16 protein-coding genes are annotated in these 16,340 nt (G+C 61.4%); 5 read left to right on the top strand and 11 right to left on the bottom strand.

The window, feature by feature from the left end:
- Positions 1-73: 73 nt before the first annotated feature.
- On the top strand, positions 74-1,219 hold the full coding sequence (locus tag DKY63_RS08950; RefSeq protein ID WP_204354314.1) for a M14 family metallopeptidase: 1,146 nt from the start codon (positions 74-76) through the stop codon (positions 1,217-1,219).
- A gap of 89 nt (positions 1,220-1,308) precedes the next feature.
- Here DKY63_RS08950 and DKY63_RS08955 read toward each other — a convergent pair whose 3' ends face one another.
- The 3 genes from DKY63_RS08955 to DKY63_RS08965 all read right to left on the bottom strand — a co-directional run bounded on the left by DKY63_RS08955 (position 1,309) and on the right by DKY63_RS08965 (position 4,403).
- On the bottom strand, positions 1,309-2,655 hold the full coding sequence (locus DKY63_RS08955; protein ID WP_110963784.1) for a hypothetical protein: 1,347 nt from the start codon (positions 2,653-2,655) through the stop codon (positions 1,309-1,311).
- Between the two features lie 129 nt (positions 2,656-2,784).
- Positions 2,785-3,330: a cytochrome b gene (locus tag DKY63_RS08960; protein WP_110963785.1), complete on the bottom strand. Its 546-nt coding sequence runs from the start codon at positions 3,328-3,330 to the stop codon at positions 2,785-2,787.
- Positions 3,327-4,403 (bottom strand): catalase family peroxidase, encoded by a 1,077-nt coding sequence (locus tag DKY63_RS08965; RefSeq protein WP_110963786.1) that lies wholly within the window; start codon positions 4,401-4,403, stop codon positions 3,327-3,329. The genes DKY63_RS08960 and DKY63_RS08965 overlap by 4 nt, the downstream gene beginning before the upstream one ends.
- A 158-nt stretch (positions 4,404-4,561) precedes the next feature.
- Between DKY63_RS08965 and DKY63_RS08970 the strand changes: the two genes are divergently transcribed.
- Entirely contained in the window at positions 4,562-5,068 is a 507-nt protein-coding gene (locus DKY63_RS08970) for a sigma-70 family RNA polymerase sigma factor (protein WP_110963787.1), read from the top strand.
- Entirely contained in the window at positions 5,065-5,817 is a 753-nt protein-coding gene (locus DKY63_RS08975; RefSeq protein WP_110963788.1) for an anti-sigma factor family protein, read from the top strand. Before DKY63_RS08970 ends, DKY63_RS08975 begins: the two co-directional genes overlap by 4 nt.
- A gap of 146 nt (positions 5,818-5,963) precedes the next feature.
- Here the strand turns inward: DKY63_RS08975 and DKY63_RS08980 are convergent, their stop codons facing one another.
- From DKY63_RS08980 to DKY63_RS09010, 7 genes are all read right to left on the bottom strand, one after another.
- Positions 5,964-6,938: a Csu type fimbrial protein gene (locus DKY63_RS08980; protein ID WP_110963789.1), complete on the bottom strand. Its 975-nt coding sequence runs from the start codon at positions 6,936-6,938 to the stop codon at positions 5,964-5,966.
- Entirely contained in the window at positions 6,935-9,304 is a 2,370-nt protein-coding gene (locus tag DKY63_RS08985; RefSeq protein ID WP_110963790.1) for a fimbria/pilus outer membrane usher protein, read from the bottom strand. Before DKY63_RS08985 ends, DKY63_RS08980 begins: the two co-directional genes overlap by 4 nt.
- A 177-nt stretch (positions 9,305-9,481) precedes the next feature.
- Entirely contained in the window at positions 9,482-10,270 is a 789-nt protein-coding gene (locus tag DKY63_RS08990) for a fimbrial biogenesis chaperone (protein WP_110963791.1), read from the bottom strand.
- Positions 10,271-10,300: 30 nt separating this feature from the next.
- On the bottom strand, positions 10,301-10,801 hold the full coding sequence (locus tag DKY63_RS08995; protein WP_110963792.1) for a Csu type fimbrial protein: 501 nt from the start codon (positions 10,799-10,801) through the stop codon (positions 10,301-10,303).
- A gap of 4 nt (positions 10,802-10,805) precedes the next feature.
- Positions 10,806-11,342, bottom strand: a complete 537-nt coding sequence (locus tag DKY63_RS09000) for a Csu type fimbrial protein (RefSeq protein WP_110963793.1) — start codon at positions 11,340-11,342, stop codon at positions 10,806-10,808.
- A 20-nt stretch (positions 11,343-11,362) separates the two neighbouring features.
- Positions 11,363-11,896: a Csu type fimbrial protein gene (locus tag DKY63_RS09005; protein ID WP_110963794.1), complete on the bottom strand. Its 534-nt coding sequence runs from the start codon at positions 11,894-11,896 to the stop codon at positions 11,363-11,365.
- A gap of 103 nt (positions 11,897-11,999) precedes the next feature.
- Entirely contained in the window at positions 12,000-12,497 is a 498-nt protein-coding gene (locus tag DKY63_RS09010; protein ID WP_110963795.1) for a Csu type fimbrial protein, read from the bottom strand.
- 338 nt (positions 12,498-12,835) lie between these two features.
- Between DKY63_RS09010 and zapE the strand changes: the two genes are divergently transcribed.
- Together zapE and DKY63_RS09020 are read left to right on the top strand one after the other, a co-directional pair.
- Entirely contained in the window at positions 12,836-13,966 is a 1,131-nt protein-coding gene (gene zapE / locus DKY63_RS09015; RefSeq protein WP_110963796.1) for a cell division protein ZapE, read from the top strand.
- Positions 13,967-14,150: 184 nt separating this feature from the next.
- On the top strand, positions 14,151-15,455 hold the full coding sequence (locus tag DKY63_RS09020; RefSeq protein ID WP_110963797.1) for a leucine-rich repeat-containing protein kinase family protein: 1,305 nt from the start codon (positions 14,151-14,153) through the stop codon (positions 15,453-15,455).
- 127 nt (positions 15,456-15,582) lie between these two features.
- Here the strand turns inward: DKY63_RS09020 and DKY63_RS09025 are convergent, their stop codons facing one another.
- Positions 15,583-16,287 (bottom strand): YebC/PmpR family DNA-binding transcriptional regulator, encoded by a 705-nt coding sequence (locus DKY63_RS09025; protein WP_110963798.1) that lies wholly within the window; start codon positions 16,285-16,287, stop codon positions 15,583-15,585.
- Positions 16,288-16,340 lie beyond the last annotated feature (53 nt).

Consider the following 16,340-nt stretch of genomic DNA (forward strand, 5'->3'; position numbering starts at 1 on the left):
GGTGAACCGTTTTTTCTCCCCTTCCCTAACGTGTAAAGTAGCCGCCATAAAAATCCAATCAGGAACCCCAACCGTGGCCAAATCCTCCCTTGATATCACTGCCAACTTCGACAGCGGCAACATCCAGGTCATCGACCTCAGCGACCCGCTCAAGCCACTGCTGGCGATCCGTCCCGATACCAAGAGTAACCATTTCCAGTGGTTCCACTTCAAGGCCAGCGGCCTGCACGTTGGCCAGGAGCACTGGTTTCGCCTGAACAACGCCAGCCAGTCCTCCTACAACAAAGCCTGGACGGGCTATCAAGCCCGAGCTTCCTACGATCACGTCAACTGGTTCCAGGTCCCGACCATTTTCGAAGGCGACTGCCTGCGTTTCTGCCTCGAAGCCGAACAGACCCACGCCTGGTTCGCCTACTTCGAACCCTACAGCCGTGGCCGCCACGACTGGCTGATCGAGCAGGCGCAAACCAAGGCCGGCGCCGAACTGCTGGCCACCGGCAAGAGCGTCGAAGGTCGTGATATTCAATTGCTGCGCAAAGGCACCGGCGCCGAAGGCCAGCGCAAAATCTGGATCATTGCCCAGCAACATCCGGGCGAGCACATGGCCGAGTGGTTCATGGAAGGCGTGATCGAACGCCTGGAACACCGCGACGACCCGGTGCTCAATAAATTGCTGGCCAGTGCCGACCTGTACCTGGTGCCGAACATGAATCCCGATGGCGCTTTCCACGGTCATCTGCGCACCAACGCCATGGGCCAGGACCTGAACCGCGCCTGGCAGAACGCCAACCCGGAGACCAGCCCGGAAGTCTTTTTTGTCCAGCAGCAGATGGAAAAATACGGCGTGGACCTGTTCATCGACGCCCACGGCGACGAGGAAATCCCCCACGTCTTCACTGCCGCCTGCGAAGGCAACCCGGGCTACACGCCGCGGATCGCCAAACTCGAAGAACAGTTCCGCAACCACCTCAAGCACACCACCAAGGACTTCCAGACCAAGCATGGCTACACCCGCGACGAGCCGGGCAAGGCCAACATGACTTTGGCCTGCAACGCAGTTGGCGAGAAGTACGACTGCCTGTCCCTGACCCTGGAAATGCCGTTCAAGGATCATGACGATCACCCGAACCCGGAGACCGGTTGGTCGGGCAAGCGGTCGAAGCAGTTGGGCAAGGATGTGTTGACGACAATGGCAGAGATGGTTGATAGCCTGCGTTGACTTCGAGACTGCAACCAACATGACTTTGATGGTCATGTTGGTTGCATTACAGGTCGACTTTCACTGAATGGGTAAGTTGGCTATTAAAATTACTTTAGCGCTTGAAATGGCTTTGCATAAACAACATTACTTTTCGGCGACGTAGTTCCGTCCGCATAAACCGCCAGTACATAATAAGGACGTGTTCCACTGGGAACATTCGATAACGTCACGTTAAGCGAATCACTTTCACCGAGTTTTTTATACGGCAACAATACACTGTCCCGCCCCCACACCTCATATTTTACCGCGCGCGGTGATTGGCCCCACTCAAACCGAATTACACCGGGGCTTGCAGGAGTATCGCGAAAACCTGTAGGTGCTTTAGGTAGAAAAACTGCATAACTGGACAACCTTTCGGCATTTTCGCGCCAGTATCTGGCCATATTGGCAGTGGCTGAGTCACCTCGCGGTAGACCATGTTCATCTCGCAGGTCCGGATTGGAATAATAAGGGGTGTTATCACCACATAAAGCGGTGCCGTTTCTTCCATTGTTAAAACCGTAGTTGTAACTGCCCCCTTCTTCGTGACAATGACCACCTCCAACGTTATGCCCAAATTCATGTAAAAACACCCAAGGCATATTTGCCGACCCAATCGCCATATCTCCGTGTGAATACGCTGTGCCGTATATAGGCTCTCCTTTATAAACAAAAATCCCATAAATCATATCCGGTTCAAAACGCTTAATGCCTTCATAAAAAATAGTCCGAAATTGAGACATTGTTTCACCTGACACCGGATAGTCTGTATCAACTACTTGAACACCGACCAATTGCAACGAAACACTAGTAACCAAGGAGTTACGAAGAACCAAATTCATAAATTCGATTAATGCCAACGCATTGGCCGTAGCATCACCGCCTTCAGCTAAAACTGCCGCCTTTGAATAACCGATTAGCATGTCCACGACTTTAGGCTCAGACTCATCCGAACGCGGAGACATTTTCACCTTTTCATTAATACGGGGCAAAACATCATCAATTTTTCCGTCAATAGCTCTTTGAGGATTAAAAACAGCAACTCCCTTGCTATCAATATGTAATTCCCCTCCCGAATGACGACCTCCGCCAACTAACGCGGTCAACCCTCCATCTATCGACCTAACCGTAACCAATGATCCCACAGACATGTCCGGCATCCGCAGGTTCCCGCTTTCAACGGTATACCCATTAATCACCTTCGAGCTCGATCGTTCAAACACCCCCGGCTTAATCACATCCGCATAGAGTTCCGCCGTCGATTTACTCGCAACATTCTCCACCACCCAACTTTTCGGCTCACTGAGGCCCACTGTCGGTGGATGCGTACAAGCTCCCAGCAACGCAACCAGCGACACAATCGACAGCGCAGAAAAAACACGCCACATGAAACGTACACCTGCAGTTTTGAACATGGTTCGTCTCCCTGAATGACACGATCAGTGCTGTTCGACTGGCCTCGTCCGGGACCACTGCAGTCTGTGAGCATTGAACGTGCTTTTTCAGGGAACCGATACTGTCAAAGTTGACAGGTGTACCAACTTTTACCCGCGATCCTTCCCGTGCAACATACTCTCCAGCACCCCATCACGGCGCACCCAACCATGGAACAGCGCCGCCGCCAAATGCAGCAACACCGTCAAAAACAACAGATACGCCAGATATCCATGGGCCTTGCGCAGGAACGCAAACACCTGAGCGTTCGCCGGCACAATCGATGGCAGTTGCAGCGAGCTACTGATCATCACCGGCTCACCGGACGCGGAAATCATCGCCCAGCCCAGCAACGGCAGTATCAGCATCAAGGCATACAGCAAGATGTGGGAAGCCTTGGCCGCCAGCACTTGCCAACCCGGCAAGTCGGCCGGCAACGGCGGCTGTTGGGTGGAGAAGCGCACAAACAGACGCACGATCACCAACAACAGGATCGCCACGCCCAAAGGCTTGTGCAGGTGGATCAGCCATTCATGGCGTTCTGAGACCGAGGCGACCATGCCCGCGCCGATAAACAGCATGGCGATGATCATCAACGCCATCAGCCAGTGCAGCAGGCGCGCGAGCGGAGCGAAATGATTCGGATGGGCGCTCATTGCTTGGCCTCCTGTTTGGCGGCGGGTAACTGGCTGACTTCGCTGGTGCGACGCAGGTAGGAGGTGGCATAGGCGGCCGAACGCGCGGCCAGCAGCGGATCGTCGGAGCCCTCGATGCCGGCGGGCAACACCAGCGGGTCATAGTTGATGTCGCGGCACTCGCCGCTGAGTTGCGGCTGCACGCTCTCCAGTACCAGGGTACCGGCGTTCAGCACCTTGCGCCCTTCGGGCCAGACCTTGCTCGCGTCGTTCACCGGATCGCCGGGATTGGCCAGGGTGATCATCAACTGCCAGCGCAACGGGCCGGCGCCGATACGTTGCACCAAATCTTTTTCTAGGAAGTCTGCCCCTTCTGGTGCGGTCGCACCCGGTGCATCCATCGCCTGGGGCACCATGTTCCAGCGCACCGCCTGTTTTTGCCCGGCGGCGTTGACCAGGTAAAACGCGTTGACGCTGTTGTAGGTTTCCGTCACGTAACTGGCCGAAGGCTTCGCGGTTTTGACCCAGGCCAGGAACGGCCCGGCTTCGGGGTGCGAACCAAAGAACGCCGGCACCGCCGCCGGGTCCGGCTTGCCGGTCGAGGGCAGCGGCGACTGCGCCTGCTGCAACTGATAAAACGCCTCGGGCGTGCCCACCGGGAACACCGGCATGCTGTTCATCCCGGTTCGCCACTGTTGGCCGTTGGCCTGGGTAAAACGCAGCGCCATGCTGCGGATCGGTATGGCGTTGTCCGGCGCGTAGGGATTACCCGGCGGCAAAGCCAGGCGGCCAACCACCGGCGTGCGCGCCTCGTTGAAGACCTGCGCGGTGGAATAACTGCGCGCCTCGCCACTGCTCTCGAAATGGCCGATCACGCAGACGCCCTTGGCGTGGTTGCGGCGGAATCCGGGGTGCACGCCGTTGTTGGTTTCCAGCACGTTGACCAGTTTTTTCGGGGTCAGGCGCTGTGGGTCAAAGGTGCCATTGACGTAGGCAAACGCCCCCGCGACGACAGCGACAACCACGGCAATGCCCGCCAGACGCAACGCGATGCTGGCGGCACTCAAGGGTGGCGGTGATGATCGATCTACCATGAAAGACTCCAGGGCCATCGGCCACAAGTGAGAAGAATCAGGCAGACGAACCCCACGGCGGTTTATTCCATCGTCCGGTATTTATTTTTCCGGACGTGGAATAACCTCGAATGCCGGGCGTCTTCCTGGTTCATAGCGTAGTAACTGGCCAGACATTCATGAACGATATCGACGAACAACTGAGAGAAATCATTCCCAGATTGCGCCGCTTCGCCGTATCCCTGACGCGCAACTCCAGCAGCGCCGACGATCTGGTGCAGTCGAGCCTGGAGCGCGCGCTGTCGAGTTGGAGCGACAAACGTCCCGAAGGCGACTTGCGCGCCTGGCTGTTCGCGATTCTGTATCGACAGTTTCTCGACGCGCACCGCCGCTCCCGGCGCTATGCGCGGATGCTCGAATTCTTTACCGGGCGCGAGGATGCGCAGCCTTCGGTGGAGCGCACCGTCATCGCCCAATCGACCCTCAATGCCTTCGACCAGTTGCCCACCGAACAGCGCGCGCTGCTGCTGTGGGTGTCGGTGGAAGGCCTGAGCTACAAAGAGGTCGCCGAGATACTCAACATCCCCACCGGCACCGTGATGTCCCGCCTGTCCCGGGCCCGCCAGGCCCTTCGTCAGCTCAGCGATGGCGAAATCACCCGCCCTGCCCTGCGGAGACTCAAATGATCAGCATCCCCCCAAGCGAACGCGACCTGCACGCTTACGTCGACCATCAACTCAGCGATGCCGACCGGCAACTCGTGGAAACCTTTCTCGCCAGCAATCCGGACACGGCGGCGCAGGTACGGGCCTGGCAACAGGACGCCCAGCAACTACGCGCGGCCCTGAGCGGCGCCTTGCAGCAGCCAGCCAATCCGGATCTCGATCCGGCGCAGATTCGCCAGCGCATGAAGCGCCAGTCCCGACGCCACCTGGCCAGCGCCGCCGTGTTGCTGATTGCCGTCGGCATCGGCGGAATCAGCGGCTGGCAGGCCCGGGAAATGACCCTGCTCAGCGCCGCTCAACCGATGGCCGATGCCATGCAGGCCTACCGCCTGATTGCCGAGCAAGGGATCTTGCCCGCCGACTACAAGGCCGGCGAAGACGGCGACATGCAGGGCTGGCTCGACCGTTATTTCACCCAGGCCAATCGCTTGCCGGACCTGACCGGCGCCGGGTTCAAACCGGTGAGCGGCCGCCTGCTCAGCACCGAACAGGGGCCGGCGGCGATGGTGGTGTACGAGAACCAGGGCGGCAACAAGATCAGCTTCTACGTGCGCCCACCGGGACCGAAGAACTTCATGCTGCCCCGGGGCAGTCGCAGCGATGGCGGGTTGCAGGCCGAGTACTGGTCGGGGGGCGGCTACAACTATGCAATGGTCAGCCCGACGGATACGCCGGCGGCGCGGATGCTCCGGCAGACCGTGAATTTCTGACTGCACCACCAATCCCCTGTAGGAGCGAGCCTGCTCGCGATGGACGTCAACGATAACGCGCCCTATCTGAATGAACGCGTTGCCCGGGCGTTTTTCGCGAGCAGGCTCGCTCCTACAGGGAATCAAGACATTCAAGCTGTCTGAAATCAAAACCCCACATCCAGCACCACATTGTCCAGATACGTCCCCGCCGGCGGCGTGGTCTGGTCGGTGTAGATCTTCGCGTTGTAATTGAAGATCTGGCTCCCCGTCCCCAAGCCGTTCCCCGGATTGATCTCGGCATCGGAGCTTGCCCGACGGGCACTGCCGACACTGCCCCAGCGGGTGGTTCCGGCGCTCTTGAAGATGTCGTAGGCCAGGTAGTTGCCGCCGGAGATCATCCGTCGCCGCCCGCCGACACTGACGGCGTTCTGGCCGTCGCTCAAGCCCACGGTATAGGCGCTGCCCTTGGTGCAGGCCAGGTTGATGGTCTGCCCGGTCACTGGCGCGAAGGCGCTGACCACCGGTGCGCTGCCGAAGGCGATGTTCGGCGCAGTGATCGTGCAGTCGTTGGCCACGGTCAGGTTGACCGTCAGGGTCGTGGTGCCGCTGGCGATGTCGCGTCCCAGGCAAAGGCCGCCCACGCCGATGCCCGAGCAATAGTTCCAGTTCCAGAAAATGCTCAGGGTCTCGGTGTAGACCCCGGCGGCGACATTGCTGCCAATCGTCGTGCCGAGATACAGCGGCACGGTTTTCGGTACCGTGCCGTTGAGCAAGCCCAGCAGATCGATGATGCCGTTGCGCGCGAAGTCGAAGGCGGTGCCGCGGGTCAGCGGGTAGCTGGTGCTGTTGTTGGCGTAGATCGTGTAGCCGATGACGTCGCCGGTGGGCCCGAGCAAACCGCTTTGCGTCGAGGTGACGGTGGCCCAGAAGTGATCATTGTTGGCCAGCAACGACAGCAGCGAGCCGGTGCAGCTCAAGCCGCCATTGAGCGTGGAGCCGGGTTGCGACGTGGTGCGCACGGCAATCGAGCTGAGGCTGCCGAAGCCCACCGGCGTTGTGGTGACCACCGAGCACAGCGCCCACGCCGGGCCCGGCAGGCAAAGCGCTAACGGCATCAGCCATTTCATCGAACGCTTCATTTGCACACCAACGGCCCGATCAGGGGAACCTGGTCCTGCTTGAGGTCGGCCGTGAACTGCACATGACAGGTGTTGCCATCGGCCAGTGTCACCTTCAGATCGTTCTGTTGTTGCAGGTTCTCCAGATACACCAGGCCGTCCCAGCCCACCACCGTCTGCGTGCCGCTCTGCTCATGCAGCACGCCGCTGCCCAGGGGCAAGTCCTGCTGCCGGGCATCCACCAGCACGATGCTCGCGGCGATCACCCGGCTCAAAGGAAACTCCAGCAAGTAACCGCTGCCGCGCCGGACCGCGATGCGTTGCTCGACATTCGGGCTGCGCACGTTGGCCGGCAGGTTCAGCGGGTCGATTTCGTATTTGCCGCGATAGTAGGCACTGCTCCAGGGCACCAGCAGGTGGCCGTTTTTATCGGTCTGGCCAACCAATTGGTTTTCGTAGCGCACCGGCACGTCGGCGTAGCCATCGGTGCTGACCACCACGAACGCATCGTCGATACGGTTGGCGGCGAACAGCTGACGATCCATCCACACCAGCGAGCCGCTGGCATCGGCCCAACGGGTTTCGGCGTCACTGGTGCCATAGACCCCGGCCTGCAACTGCACCGATTGCAGGCGCCAGGTCAGGTCGGCCTGGCGATAATCCGGTCCGTCGCCCTTGGCGTAGCCGAGGTTGAAGCCCACCCCGCCCTCGGTCGGTACGGCGCGACTGTAGTTGACCCGTTGCTGGCTCTGCCCGGTTTTGCTGCGCTCGCTGCTGATGGCCAGGCTGCCGTGCAAATCGAACGGAATCACCAGTTGTGCCTGCACCGCCCAGTTGCTGTCGCCGATCTCGCGGTTGGCCGACAGGTAAAAACTGGTGCTGCGCCACAGGGGTTTGCTCCACGTCAGGTTGAGCAGGCGGGTGCGCGAATCGTCCGCCGCGCGCACGTCGAAATAGCCCGCGCCGAGGCTGCCCCATTCATTGAGATTGACGCTCAGGGTCGCCTGTTCACTGCGCTTGCTCAAGGTCATGTAGGGCGTGTCGACCAGCGTCAGGTCCGCGTATTGATCGCGCCGTTGCAGGCGCTGCCAGGAGAAGCTGTAGCGCTGGCTGCTGTACTGATAGCCGAGGCTCAGTTGCTGCCCGGTCTCACCTTCGAAACGGCTTTGGCTGACGGCGCTGTTGAGCACGCCGAAATTGCCCAGGCGCATGTTGCCGCCGACACCGCCGAGGGTCAGGGAGTCGGAGGCTTCGGCGTGGCTTTCCAGGGTGAAGTCATCACTCAGGCCATAGCGCAGGCTGCCGGAGGTGGCACCGGGGCCGTAACTGAAATCCCGCAGACCGTAGTCCTGGCGCAGGGTGCCGGCGGCCACGGAAAAGTCCGACAGGCCCTTTTGCAGCAAGCTGCTGGTGACGTAGAACGGCACGGTGGTGGAAACCTGGCGCCCCAGTGCATCGGTGGTCACCACCACGGCTTCGCCGGCACCGTTGATGAACGGAATGTTGGTCAGGGTGTAGGGACCGGGCTGCAAATCGGCGCTGCTGGATTTGTAGCCGTTGATGAACAGGTCCACCGAGGACGGCACGGCGGCTTCCCCGGCGAATTGCGGCAAAGGGTAGGTCACCAGGTCCGGACGCACGCCGAAATCCCGCGACAACTGCACCCCGCCCAGGCGTACCGAGCTGCTCCAGGGCAAGGCGCCGCTGACCAGATCGCCCGCTTCGTAGGTGAGCATGCGATCGTCGTCGGAGTAACGCCAGGTGGTGTCATAGCGCAGATAGCGGTTGTTCAGGGTGTCCAGTTCATCCCCGGACAAGGTGCGACGGTATTGCCCGGTATTGGACAGCGTGCCCCAGCTGTCGAACAGCCGGACCTCGTTCCATGCCGCCAGGTAAGTGCCGGCATCGTCGGTGTCGTTGAGGTACAGGTCATAGTTGAGCAAGGCGCCGAAACTGCTCAGGGCCGGGGTGCGTGGATAGGCTTCGCGCCGACCGATGAACTGCTCGGGCAGCCAGTCCGGCGGGACGTCGAGCAGCAGCCTTTGCGCGTTGCTGTCGTACTCGCTGTGCAGGCCCGGCAGCTGGTCGAGGCCGATTTCCGCGCCTGAATGTGTATCAGTGCCCGGCGGCAGTTTCATGCCGGTGTCACGCAACGCACTGGCAGGCACGAAGAACTGCCCGTTGCGCTGTTCCACCGCCACGACCCGTCCGGTGTTCATCTGGTTGACCACCAGTTCCAGGAATAACTGCGCATCGGCAACCGCCTCCATACCGCTGGGCGGAGGCGGCAGGTCGCCGGCCTCTGCGTGATGAACGAATGCCAGGCAACCGACACAGCCAACGACCCACCACGGACGCCGCACACTGCGAGCCCTACCCTGGCTCATTACCGCTGTTTGTCCGTCAATGGACCTTGTCCTCCTTGTCAGCCCGCGCGGTCTGCAGGAGCGAGCCTGCTCGCGAAAAACGTCCAGACAAGGCGGTCATTCAGACAGCACTCGTTAGCGTCAACGACCATCGCGAGCAGGCTCGCGCCTACAGACCAGGCGCAGGCTGCTACAGGTTCATTTGGCCGGGGCGATGCTCTGCACCTGCGCCGCCCCATTGACCCGCACCTGCAACCCCGACTCACCCACCACCGGACCGGGCGCGGGCCAGCGCATGACGGCGCCGGGCAACACATAGCCCAGCAGCCCTTCCACCAGCGGTTTGCTCTGATTGCCCTGCTTGAGCGCCACATCGGTCAGCCGCGCATGCACTGCGCCTTGATTACGCACCTCGACATAAGGCCGCCCGTCCACCGCCACCGTGCGCCAGCTCAGGTCCGGCAGGCCGATGCCCTTGGGATCGCGCGGGCGCGTGGTGTCTTCCTTGCTCCACAGGCCCGCGCCATAGGCAAACAGCGGCACCGAATAGCGCATCTGGAAACGAATCGCCGCGGAGGTCTTGCCGTCGTCCGCCGCTGGCGGCTTCGCCGAAGGGATTTCATCGATGATGATGCGATAGGCCAGTTCCTGCCCCGGGGGAATGTCTTTGGTACGGGTCAGGCGCACCAGTTGCTTCTGCCCCGGCTCGATCTTCGCCACCGGCGGGCTGCCGATCACGTCGCGCTTGTTCTGGTACTGATCGCTGAAGCCGCTCTGGCTCCAGGCAAACACGCGGATCTGCAGGTTGGCGGTCTCGTTGCCACGATTCTCCAGCCACAGGGCGCTGGCCTGTTGATCGGCTTCCAGCACCGGATCGATCGGCCAGATCAGCACCGAGCTGGCCGCCTGTGCCTTTGCCGCCAGCAGCCACAGCAACGCCAGCAATCCATGACGCACGAGGGTCGCTCGCCGCGAAGGTGAAACCATGTGCCATCTCCTTATGATCGGGTCATCCCGTCACCACGACAGCTGCACCTGCAGCACATCGCTGTATGTCCCCCCGGGTTGATTGCCCGGTAACTGCACCTGGCCGTAGATCGGCAGGCTGATGTTGTTCGCATCGCTGTAGGCCACCGCCACGCTTTGGCCGATTCCCAAGGTTTGGCTGAACGCCGCATCGCGAAACAGCTGGTACGCCACCCGGTTGCTGCCGGTGGTGAGCTGCATGTGCCGCCCACCGTTGTTGTACTGGCCGCCATCGACACTCATGTTCAGGGTCACCCCCGGTGTGCATTGCAGTTGCACGCCACCGGTCAGCGCCACTTGCACGGTGCCGGTCGCCAAGGCCGAACGGCTGCCGAAATTCAGGCTGCCGTAGCTGGACACCCCGCCGACCACCAGGCACCCCGGCGTGACAGTGGCACTGACCTGGAAGCTTTGGCTGGTGGCCGCCGACAAGGGCGCCGGTGCGCTGCCGGCACACATCAGCACCAGCAGCGCACAGCCATGTCGATACATGGCCCTAGAACGTCAGTTCGACGGAAATGGTGTCGGTGTAGGTACCCGCCGGCAGCCCCGCCTTGCCCAGCGCCTGGCCGTAGATGTTCACGGTCTGCGCCACGCCGGTGCTGGGGGCAAGGTTGATCACCCCATCAATGGCCAGCAATTGCGAGTGGCCGGCGTCGGTGTACAGGTCATAGGGCACGTAGTTGGCGACCCCGTCGTACAGCGCCCGAGTCCCGCCCGCCGACTGTCCGTCATGGGCGCCGGCGCGCACCTTGACCGTCGGCGTGGTGCCGGCCGAACAGAGTATCGACAGTGCCCCGCCGCCACCACCGAGCACTTGGCCGGTGGCGGTGGTGAACAGGCTGTTGGCGGTGCCGAAGTTCAAGGCACCGAAGTTCAGGTTGGTGGAGCCACCGCCGCCGTTGACCTGGCAACTGCTGATCAGGATCAGGCTGGAGGTGATCTGGCCGGTGACCGTGGTGGCCGCCTGCACGCCGCCGGCCAGTGTCAGGCCGAGCAACGGCAAACCTATCCTTGATGCAAACGTACGCATGCTGTCCTTCCTCCATGGGCTTACCAGTCCAGCGTCACCGTCAGGGTGTCGGTGTAGACCCCGGCCGGTAGCGCGCGGGTGTTCGCCACCACCGAGCCGAATACCGGAATCGGTATCTGCGCCCCGCTGGTGACGGCGAAATTGTGGTGTTGGCCGATGCTGTAGCTCTGGCTGCCGGAGGCATCGAGGAACAATTGGTAGGGAATGGTCTGCCGGCCATTGCTCAAGCGCCGGGTGGTGCCGTCGCCGTGGGTGCCGCCGTCGATGGAGACGGTGAAGCCGGTGACCGAGGGGTTGCAGGCCACGTTCAGCTTGCCGCTGGCTTCATCTTCGAGGCTGGCCTTGATCGGGGCGCTCCATGTCGGCCCCTGCTGACCGAAATCCAGGGTGCCGAGGGCGCTGACCGGGCTGTCGCTGCCGCTGCCGGCATTGGTCACTTCGCAGCCGGCGATGAGTGTCAGCCGCGCGTGGATCTGCCCGCTGACCGCCGCTTGCGCGGAACCGGTCAGCAGCGCCAGCGCGCTTGCGGCAAACACCTTGCACAATCTCGTCATCACGCCAATCCCGTCTCCTTCAGGATCAATGAAGTGGCGTTCGCAAACGCCCCTTCCCTGCACAACCCGAGTCCGTCGGGCTGTCTTTACCAACTGGCTGTCACTACCAACTGACAGTCACTTTCACCATGTCCGAATAACCGCCAGCCCGGGGTATCTGCGCCAGCGGTTCGATGCGCCCATACAACGGCAAATCCACGGAACCGGTGTCCGGCACCCGCCCACTCACCGGCACATCCACCGCCAGCGGAATGCGCCGCGCCGGGTCCTGGTAGAGCCGATAAGGGATGGGTTTGACGTGTTCGGCGTTGCCCGCCATGTAACGCACGTCGCCGACGCCACCGTGCAGGCCGCCGTCGACGCGTAATTGATAGGGGGTGTCGGGGTTGCATTCCAGCCGTGGCAGGCGCCCGTTGGTCAATGCCGCGCCCAGCGGTCCGCCAGGATTGTCCAGGCGCGCAGTGCTGCCGAAGTCCAGCACGCCCAGTTGCTCGATGCCGGCCTCGCGTTGTTGGCCGACCAATTGACAGCCACGCTGCACGTCGACCCGCACCTGAACCTGGAGTTCGGTGGCCGACACGGTTGTAGCCAGCAGCAACATCGCTGCGCTGAGCCTTGGGCCCAAGACTGCCAATACCACACGTCCTTTCACGTCCCCATTCCTTTTTGCGGGGTGTCCTGTAGGACTGAGGTTAGCAACGCGTCGGAAAATCGCCAGTGATGAGGGGGGAAATTGGATCCATAGCCAAACAGGAACTTCGTTGGGTCAACTCGTGAAAGCCTCGCGGTAGCGACGGGCAAAAAACTGTACACACCGCAGTTTTTTGTCGAATACCGCCCGGGATCCATCGACACAACTGGAAGCACATTCCCCCCACCAGTTAAACTACGCCGCCGCAGCTCAGGGAGCCTGCTTGAAGAAACCGGGGTGACATCACAGTGCCTTCACGACCGTCCAACCGTTCGCGACTCACCGCGCGCTGGCCATCGTTGCGCCGCCTTTTTGGCAAGGCGTCGACAGGGCCTGCCACCAGTGCCGCGAGTGGTCGGGTCATCCATGATTACTTTCACCGCAAGGCCAATTCCCAGGGCTACACCCTCAGCCACAGCCAGCAACGGGTGATCGACTGCATGGCCCAGCACGCCACGACGCTGCTGGGTGCCGGGGCGAAGACCCTGCCCGGCCTTTATCTGCATGGCGCGGTGGGCCGTGGTAAAAGCTGGCTGCTGGACGGATTCTTCCAGGCCATTCCCCTGGCGGAAAAACAGCGCCTGCACTTCCACGAGTTTTTTGCCCGGCTGCATCAGGGCATGTTCGATCATCGCGATCAGCCGGACGCCCTGGCGACCACCCTCGACGATCTGCTGCACGATTGCCGGGTGCTGTGTTTCGACGAATTCCACGTCCATGACATCGGCGATGCGATGTTGATCACGCGGCTGTTCAAGGCCTTGTTCCGCCGCGGCATCCTGCTGCTGGTCACCTCCAATTACCCACCGGAAGGCCTGCTGCCCAACCCGCTGTACCACGCGCGCTTCAAACCGGTGATCGACCTGATCAATGCGCGCATGCAGGTGATGGAAGTCGGCGGCCCCCATGACTACCGCAGCCAGGCCAGGACCCACGCCCAACAGCTGTTCACCCAGGGCCAATACGTCTGGCCCGCGACGGCGGCACAGCGCCACGCCTGGAACCTGCCGGCGATCGATACCCCGGCCATCGCCCTGGCGGTCGGCACGCGCCAGCTGCCGGCCCGTTACTGCGAAGGACGCACCATCGGTTTCAACTTCAGCGACCTGTGCGACCAACCCACGGCGGTGATGGACTACCTGGAACTGTGCCGGCGCTTCGATCACTGGATCATCGACGAACTGCCCAACCTGGCCGACTGTTCAGTGGCCGCCCAGCAGCGTTTCATCAACCTGGTGGACGTGTTGTACGACCAGGACAAGCACCTGATCCTGCTCGGCCGGCGTTCGCTGCGCGAAAGCCTGGGGGGCGAGGCGATTGATCTGGCGCGTACGCGCAGCCGATTGGGGCAGTTGGTGGAAGTTCGGGAAGTGGATTGATCGATTGCCTTCGGTGTGGCTGCCGGCCCCATCGCGAGCAAGCTCGCTCCCACAGTTAATCGCATTGTATGAACGAACACGGTCCAATGTGGGAGCGAGCTTGCTCGCGATGGCGGCCTGACAGACACACAGGCTTTCCCGCTATCATGCCGCCCATTCACTCGACCAACAGCGAACCCTCTTCATGCACACCCTTGCACAACTGCGCGCCGGCTCGCTGGCGGGTATCACGCGTCTGGATCTCAGTTGCGGCCTGACCGAATTCCCCCGGGAGATCTTCGACCTGGCGGACTCCCTGGAAGTGCTCAACCTCACCGGCAATGCCTTGAGCCGCCTGCCGGATGACCTGCATCGCCTGAGCCGTTTGCGTATTTTGTTCTGCTCGGACAACCAGTTCACCGAACTGCCGGCCTGCATCGGTCAATGCGCGGCACTGACCATGATCGGCTTCAAGGCCAACCGTATCGAGCATGTTCCGGGTGCAGCGCTACCACCGTTGTTGCGCTGGCTGATCCTGACCGACAACTGCATTGAGTCCCTGCCCAACGAGCTGGGTGAACGCCCCTATCTGCAAAAACTCATGCTCGCGGGCAACCGCCTGCGCCAGCTGCCCGAAAGCCTGCGTCATTGCCATCGGCTCGAATTGCTGCGCATCGCCGCCAACCAATTGACCGAATTGCCCCGATGGCTGCTGTCCCTGCCGAGCCTGAGCTGGCTGGCCTACGCCGGTAATCCGCTGGAAACCGAAGCCGCGCTGCAGGCCACGACGCCAATCCCCTGGGCGCAATTGCAGCTGGAGCAGCAGTTGGGTCAGGGTGCCTCGGGCGTGATCCATCGCGCGACCTGGGCAAGACCGGGCCAACCGGCCACATCCGTTGCCGTGAAACTCTACAAGGGCGAAATGACCAGCGACGGCTCGCCCCTGCACGAAATGAACGCCTGCATCAGCGCAGGCCTGCATCCCAACCTGATTCGCATTGAAGGGCAGATCATCGATCACCCGCAGCAAACGGCAGGGCTGGTGATGCAACTGATCGAGCCCGCGTTTGGCAACCTGGCCGCGCTGCCGAGCCTGGCGTCCTGCAGCCGGGACGTCTACGCCGAGGGCACCCGCTTCAGTGCCGATGTTGCATTGCGCATGGCCCGTGGCATTGCCTCGGTGGCCGGGCACTTGCACGCGCAAGGCATCACCCATGGCGACCTGTATGGCCACAACATCCTGTGGAACGCGCAAGGCGATTGCCTGCTGGGCGACTTTGGCGCGGCGTCTTTCCATGCCACGACCGACAGTCTTGAAAGCCGGGCATTGCAACGGATCGAAGTACGGGCGTTCGGGATTTTGCTGGGGGAATTGCTGGAGCGGATTGATTCCGGGCTGACCGATGAGGGTCGGGGGGAGCTGGAAGGGTTGGTGCAGCGTTGCTGTCAGCCGGACGTGCTGGCTCGGCCGGGGTTCGAGGAGATTGTTCGGGCGTTGAATGGGAAGTGACCGCTTCGCGGTCAATCGCGAGCAGGCTCGCTCCTACAGGGGACCGCGTCGTACACATTGATGGTGATCGACACAAAACCTGTGGGAGCGAGCCTGCTCGCGATGGCGGTGTTACTGAAAAAACAGATTAACCAGCCAGACCAACGAACATTTCTTGCACGTCATCATGGTTGTCGAGGCCTTCCAGGAACGCCTCGACTTCAGCCATCTGCTCGTCGCTCAGACCGCTGACCGGGTTTTTCGGCTGGTAGCCCAGTTTGGCCGACAGCACGGTGAAACCTTGCTCAGGCAGGGCTTTCTGCACAGCATCCAGGTCCGTAGGGTCGGTCAGGAACAGGGTCGCGCCCTCTTCGCCCGGTTCGAAATCCTGGGCGCCGGCTTCGATGGCGGCCATTTCCGGATCGGCGTCCGGGGTGTCTGGCGAGGCTTCGATCATGCCGACGTGGTTGAAGTCCCAGGCCACCGAACCGGAAGCGCCCAACTGGCCCTTGCGGAAGGCCACGCGGATTTCAGCGACGGTGCGGTTGATGTTGTCGGTCACGCACTCAATGATCACCGGCACCTGATGCGGGGCAAAGCCTTCATAGGTCACGCGATGGTATTGCACGGTCTCGCCCAAGAGACCTGCGCCTTTCTTGATGGCACGGTCCAGGGTTTCCTTGGGCATCGAAGCTTTCTTGGCCTGTTCAACCACCAGGCGCAGGTGTGCGTTGGTGGCGACATCAGCGCCGTTGCGCGCAGCAATGGTGATTTCTTTCACCAATTTGCCGAAGATCTTGCCCTTGGCATTGGCTGCCGCTTCTTTGTGTTTAACCTTCCACTGTGCGCCCATTACTCACTCTCTTGTCTGTGGCGCCGAAACATCTATTGGCCGACGCATGGCGC

This window comes from Pseudomonas putida, assembly GCF_003228315.1.
Lineage (GTDB): Bacteria > Pseudomonadota > Gammaproteobacteria > Pseudomonadales > Pseudomonadaceae > Aquipseudomonas > Aquipseudomonas putida_S.

Coding starts and splice junctions, on each gene's coding strand:
- DKY63_RS09020 (WP_110963797.1), top strand. CDS start 14,151: ATGCACACCCTTGCACAACTGCGCGCCGGCTCGCTGGCGGGTATCACG.
- DKY63_RS08990 (WP_110963791.1), bottom strand. CDS start 10,270: ATGGTTTCACCTTCGCGGCGAGCGACCCTCGTGCGTCATGGATTGCTG.
- DKY63_RS08965 (WP_110963786.1), bottom strand. CDS start 4,403: ATGGTAGATCGATCATCACCGCCACCCTTGAGTGCCGCCAGCATCGCG.
- DKY63_RS08975 (WP_110963788.1), top strand. CDS start 5,065: ATGATCAGCATCCCCCCAAGCGAACGCGACCTGCACGCTTACGTCGAC.
- DKY63_RS08995 (WP_110963792.1), bottom strand. CDS start 10,801: ATGTATCGACATGGCTGTGCGCTGCTGGTGCTGATGTGTGCCGGCAGC.
- DKY63_RS08980 (WP_110963789.1), bottom strand. CDS start 6,938: ATGAAGCGTTCGATGAAATGGCTGATGCCGTTAGCGCTTTGCCTGCCG.
- DKY63_RS09005 (WP_110963794.1), bottom strand. CDS start 11,896: ATGACGAGATTGTGCAAGGTGTTTGCCGCAAGCGCGCTGGCGCTGCTG.
- DKY63_RS09010 (WP_110963795.1), bottom strand. CDS start 12,497: ATGTTGCTGCTGGCTACAACCGTGTCGGCCACCGAACTCCAGGTTCAG.
- DKY63_RS09000 (WP_110963793.1), bottom strand. CDS start 11,342: ATGCGTACGTTTGCATCAAGGATAGGTTTGCCGTTGCTCGGCCTGACA.
- DKY63_RS08970 (WP_110963787.1), top strand. CDS start 4,562: ATGAACGATATCGACGAACAACTGAGAGAAATCATTCCCAGATTGCGC.
- DKY63_RS08985 (WP_110963790.1), bottom strand. CDS start 9,304: ATGAGCCAGGGTAGGGCTCGCAGTGTGCGGCGTCCGTGGTGGGTCGTT.
- DKY63_RS09025 (WP_110963798.1), bottom strand. CDS start 16,287: ATGGGCGCACAGTGGAAGGTTAAACACAAAGAAGCGGCAGCCAATGCC.
- DKY63_RS08955 (WP_110963784.1), bottom strand. CDS start 2,655: ATGTTCAAAACTGCAGGTGTACGTTTCATGTGGCGTGTTTTTTCTGCG.
- DKY63_RS08960 (WP_110963785.1), bottom strand. CDS start 3,330: ATGAGCGCCCATCCGAATCATTTCGCTCCGCTCGCGCGCCTGCTGCAC.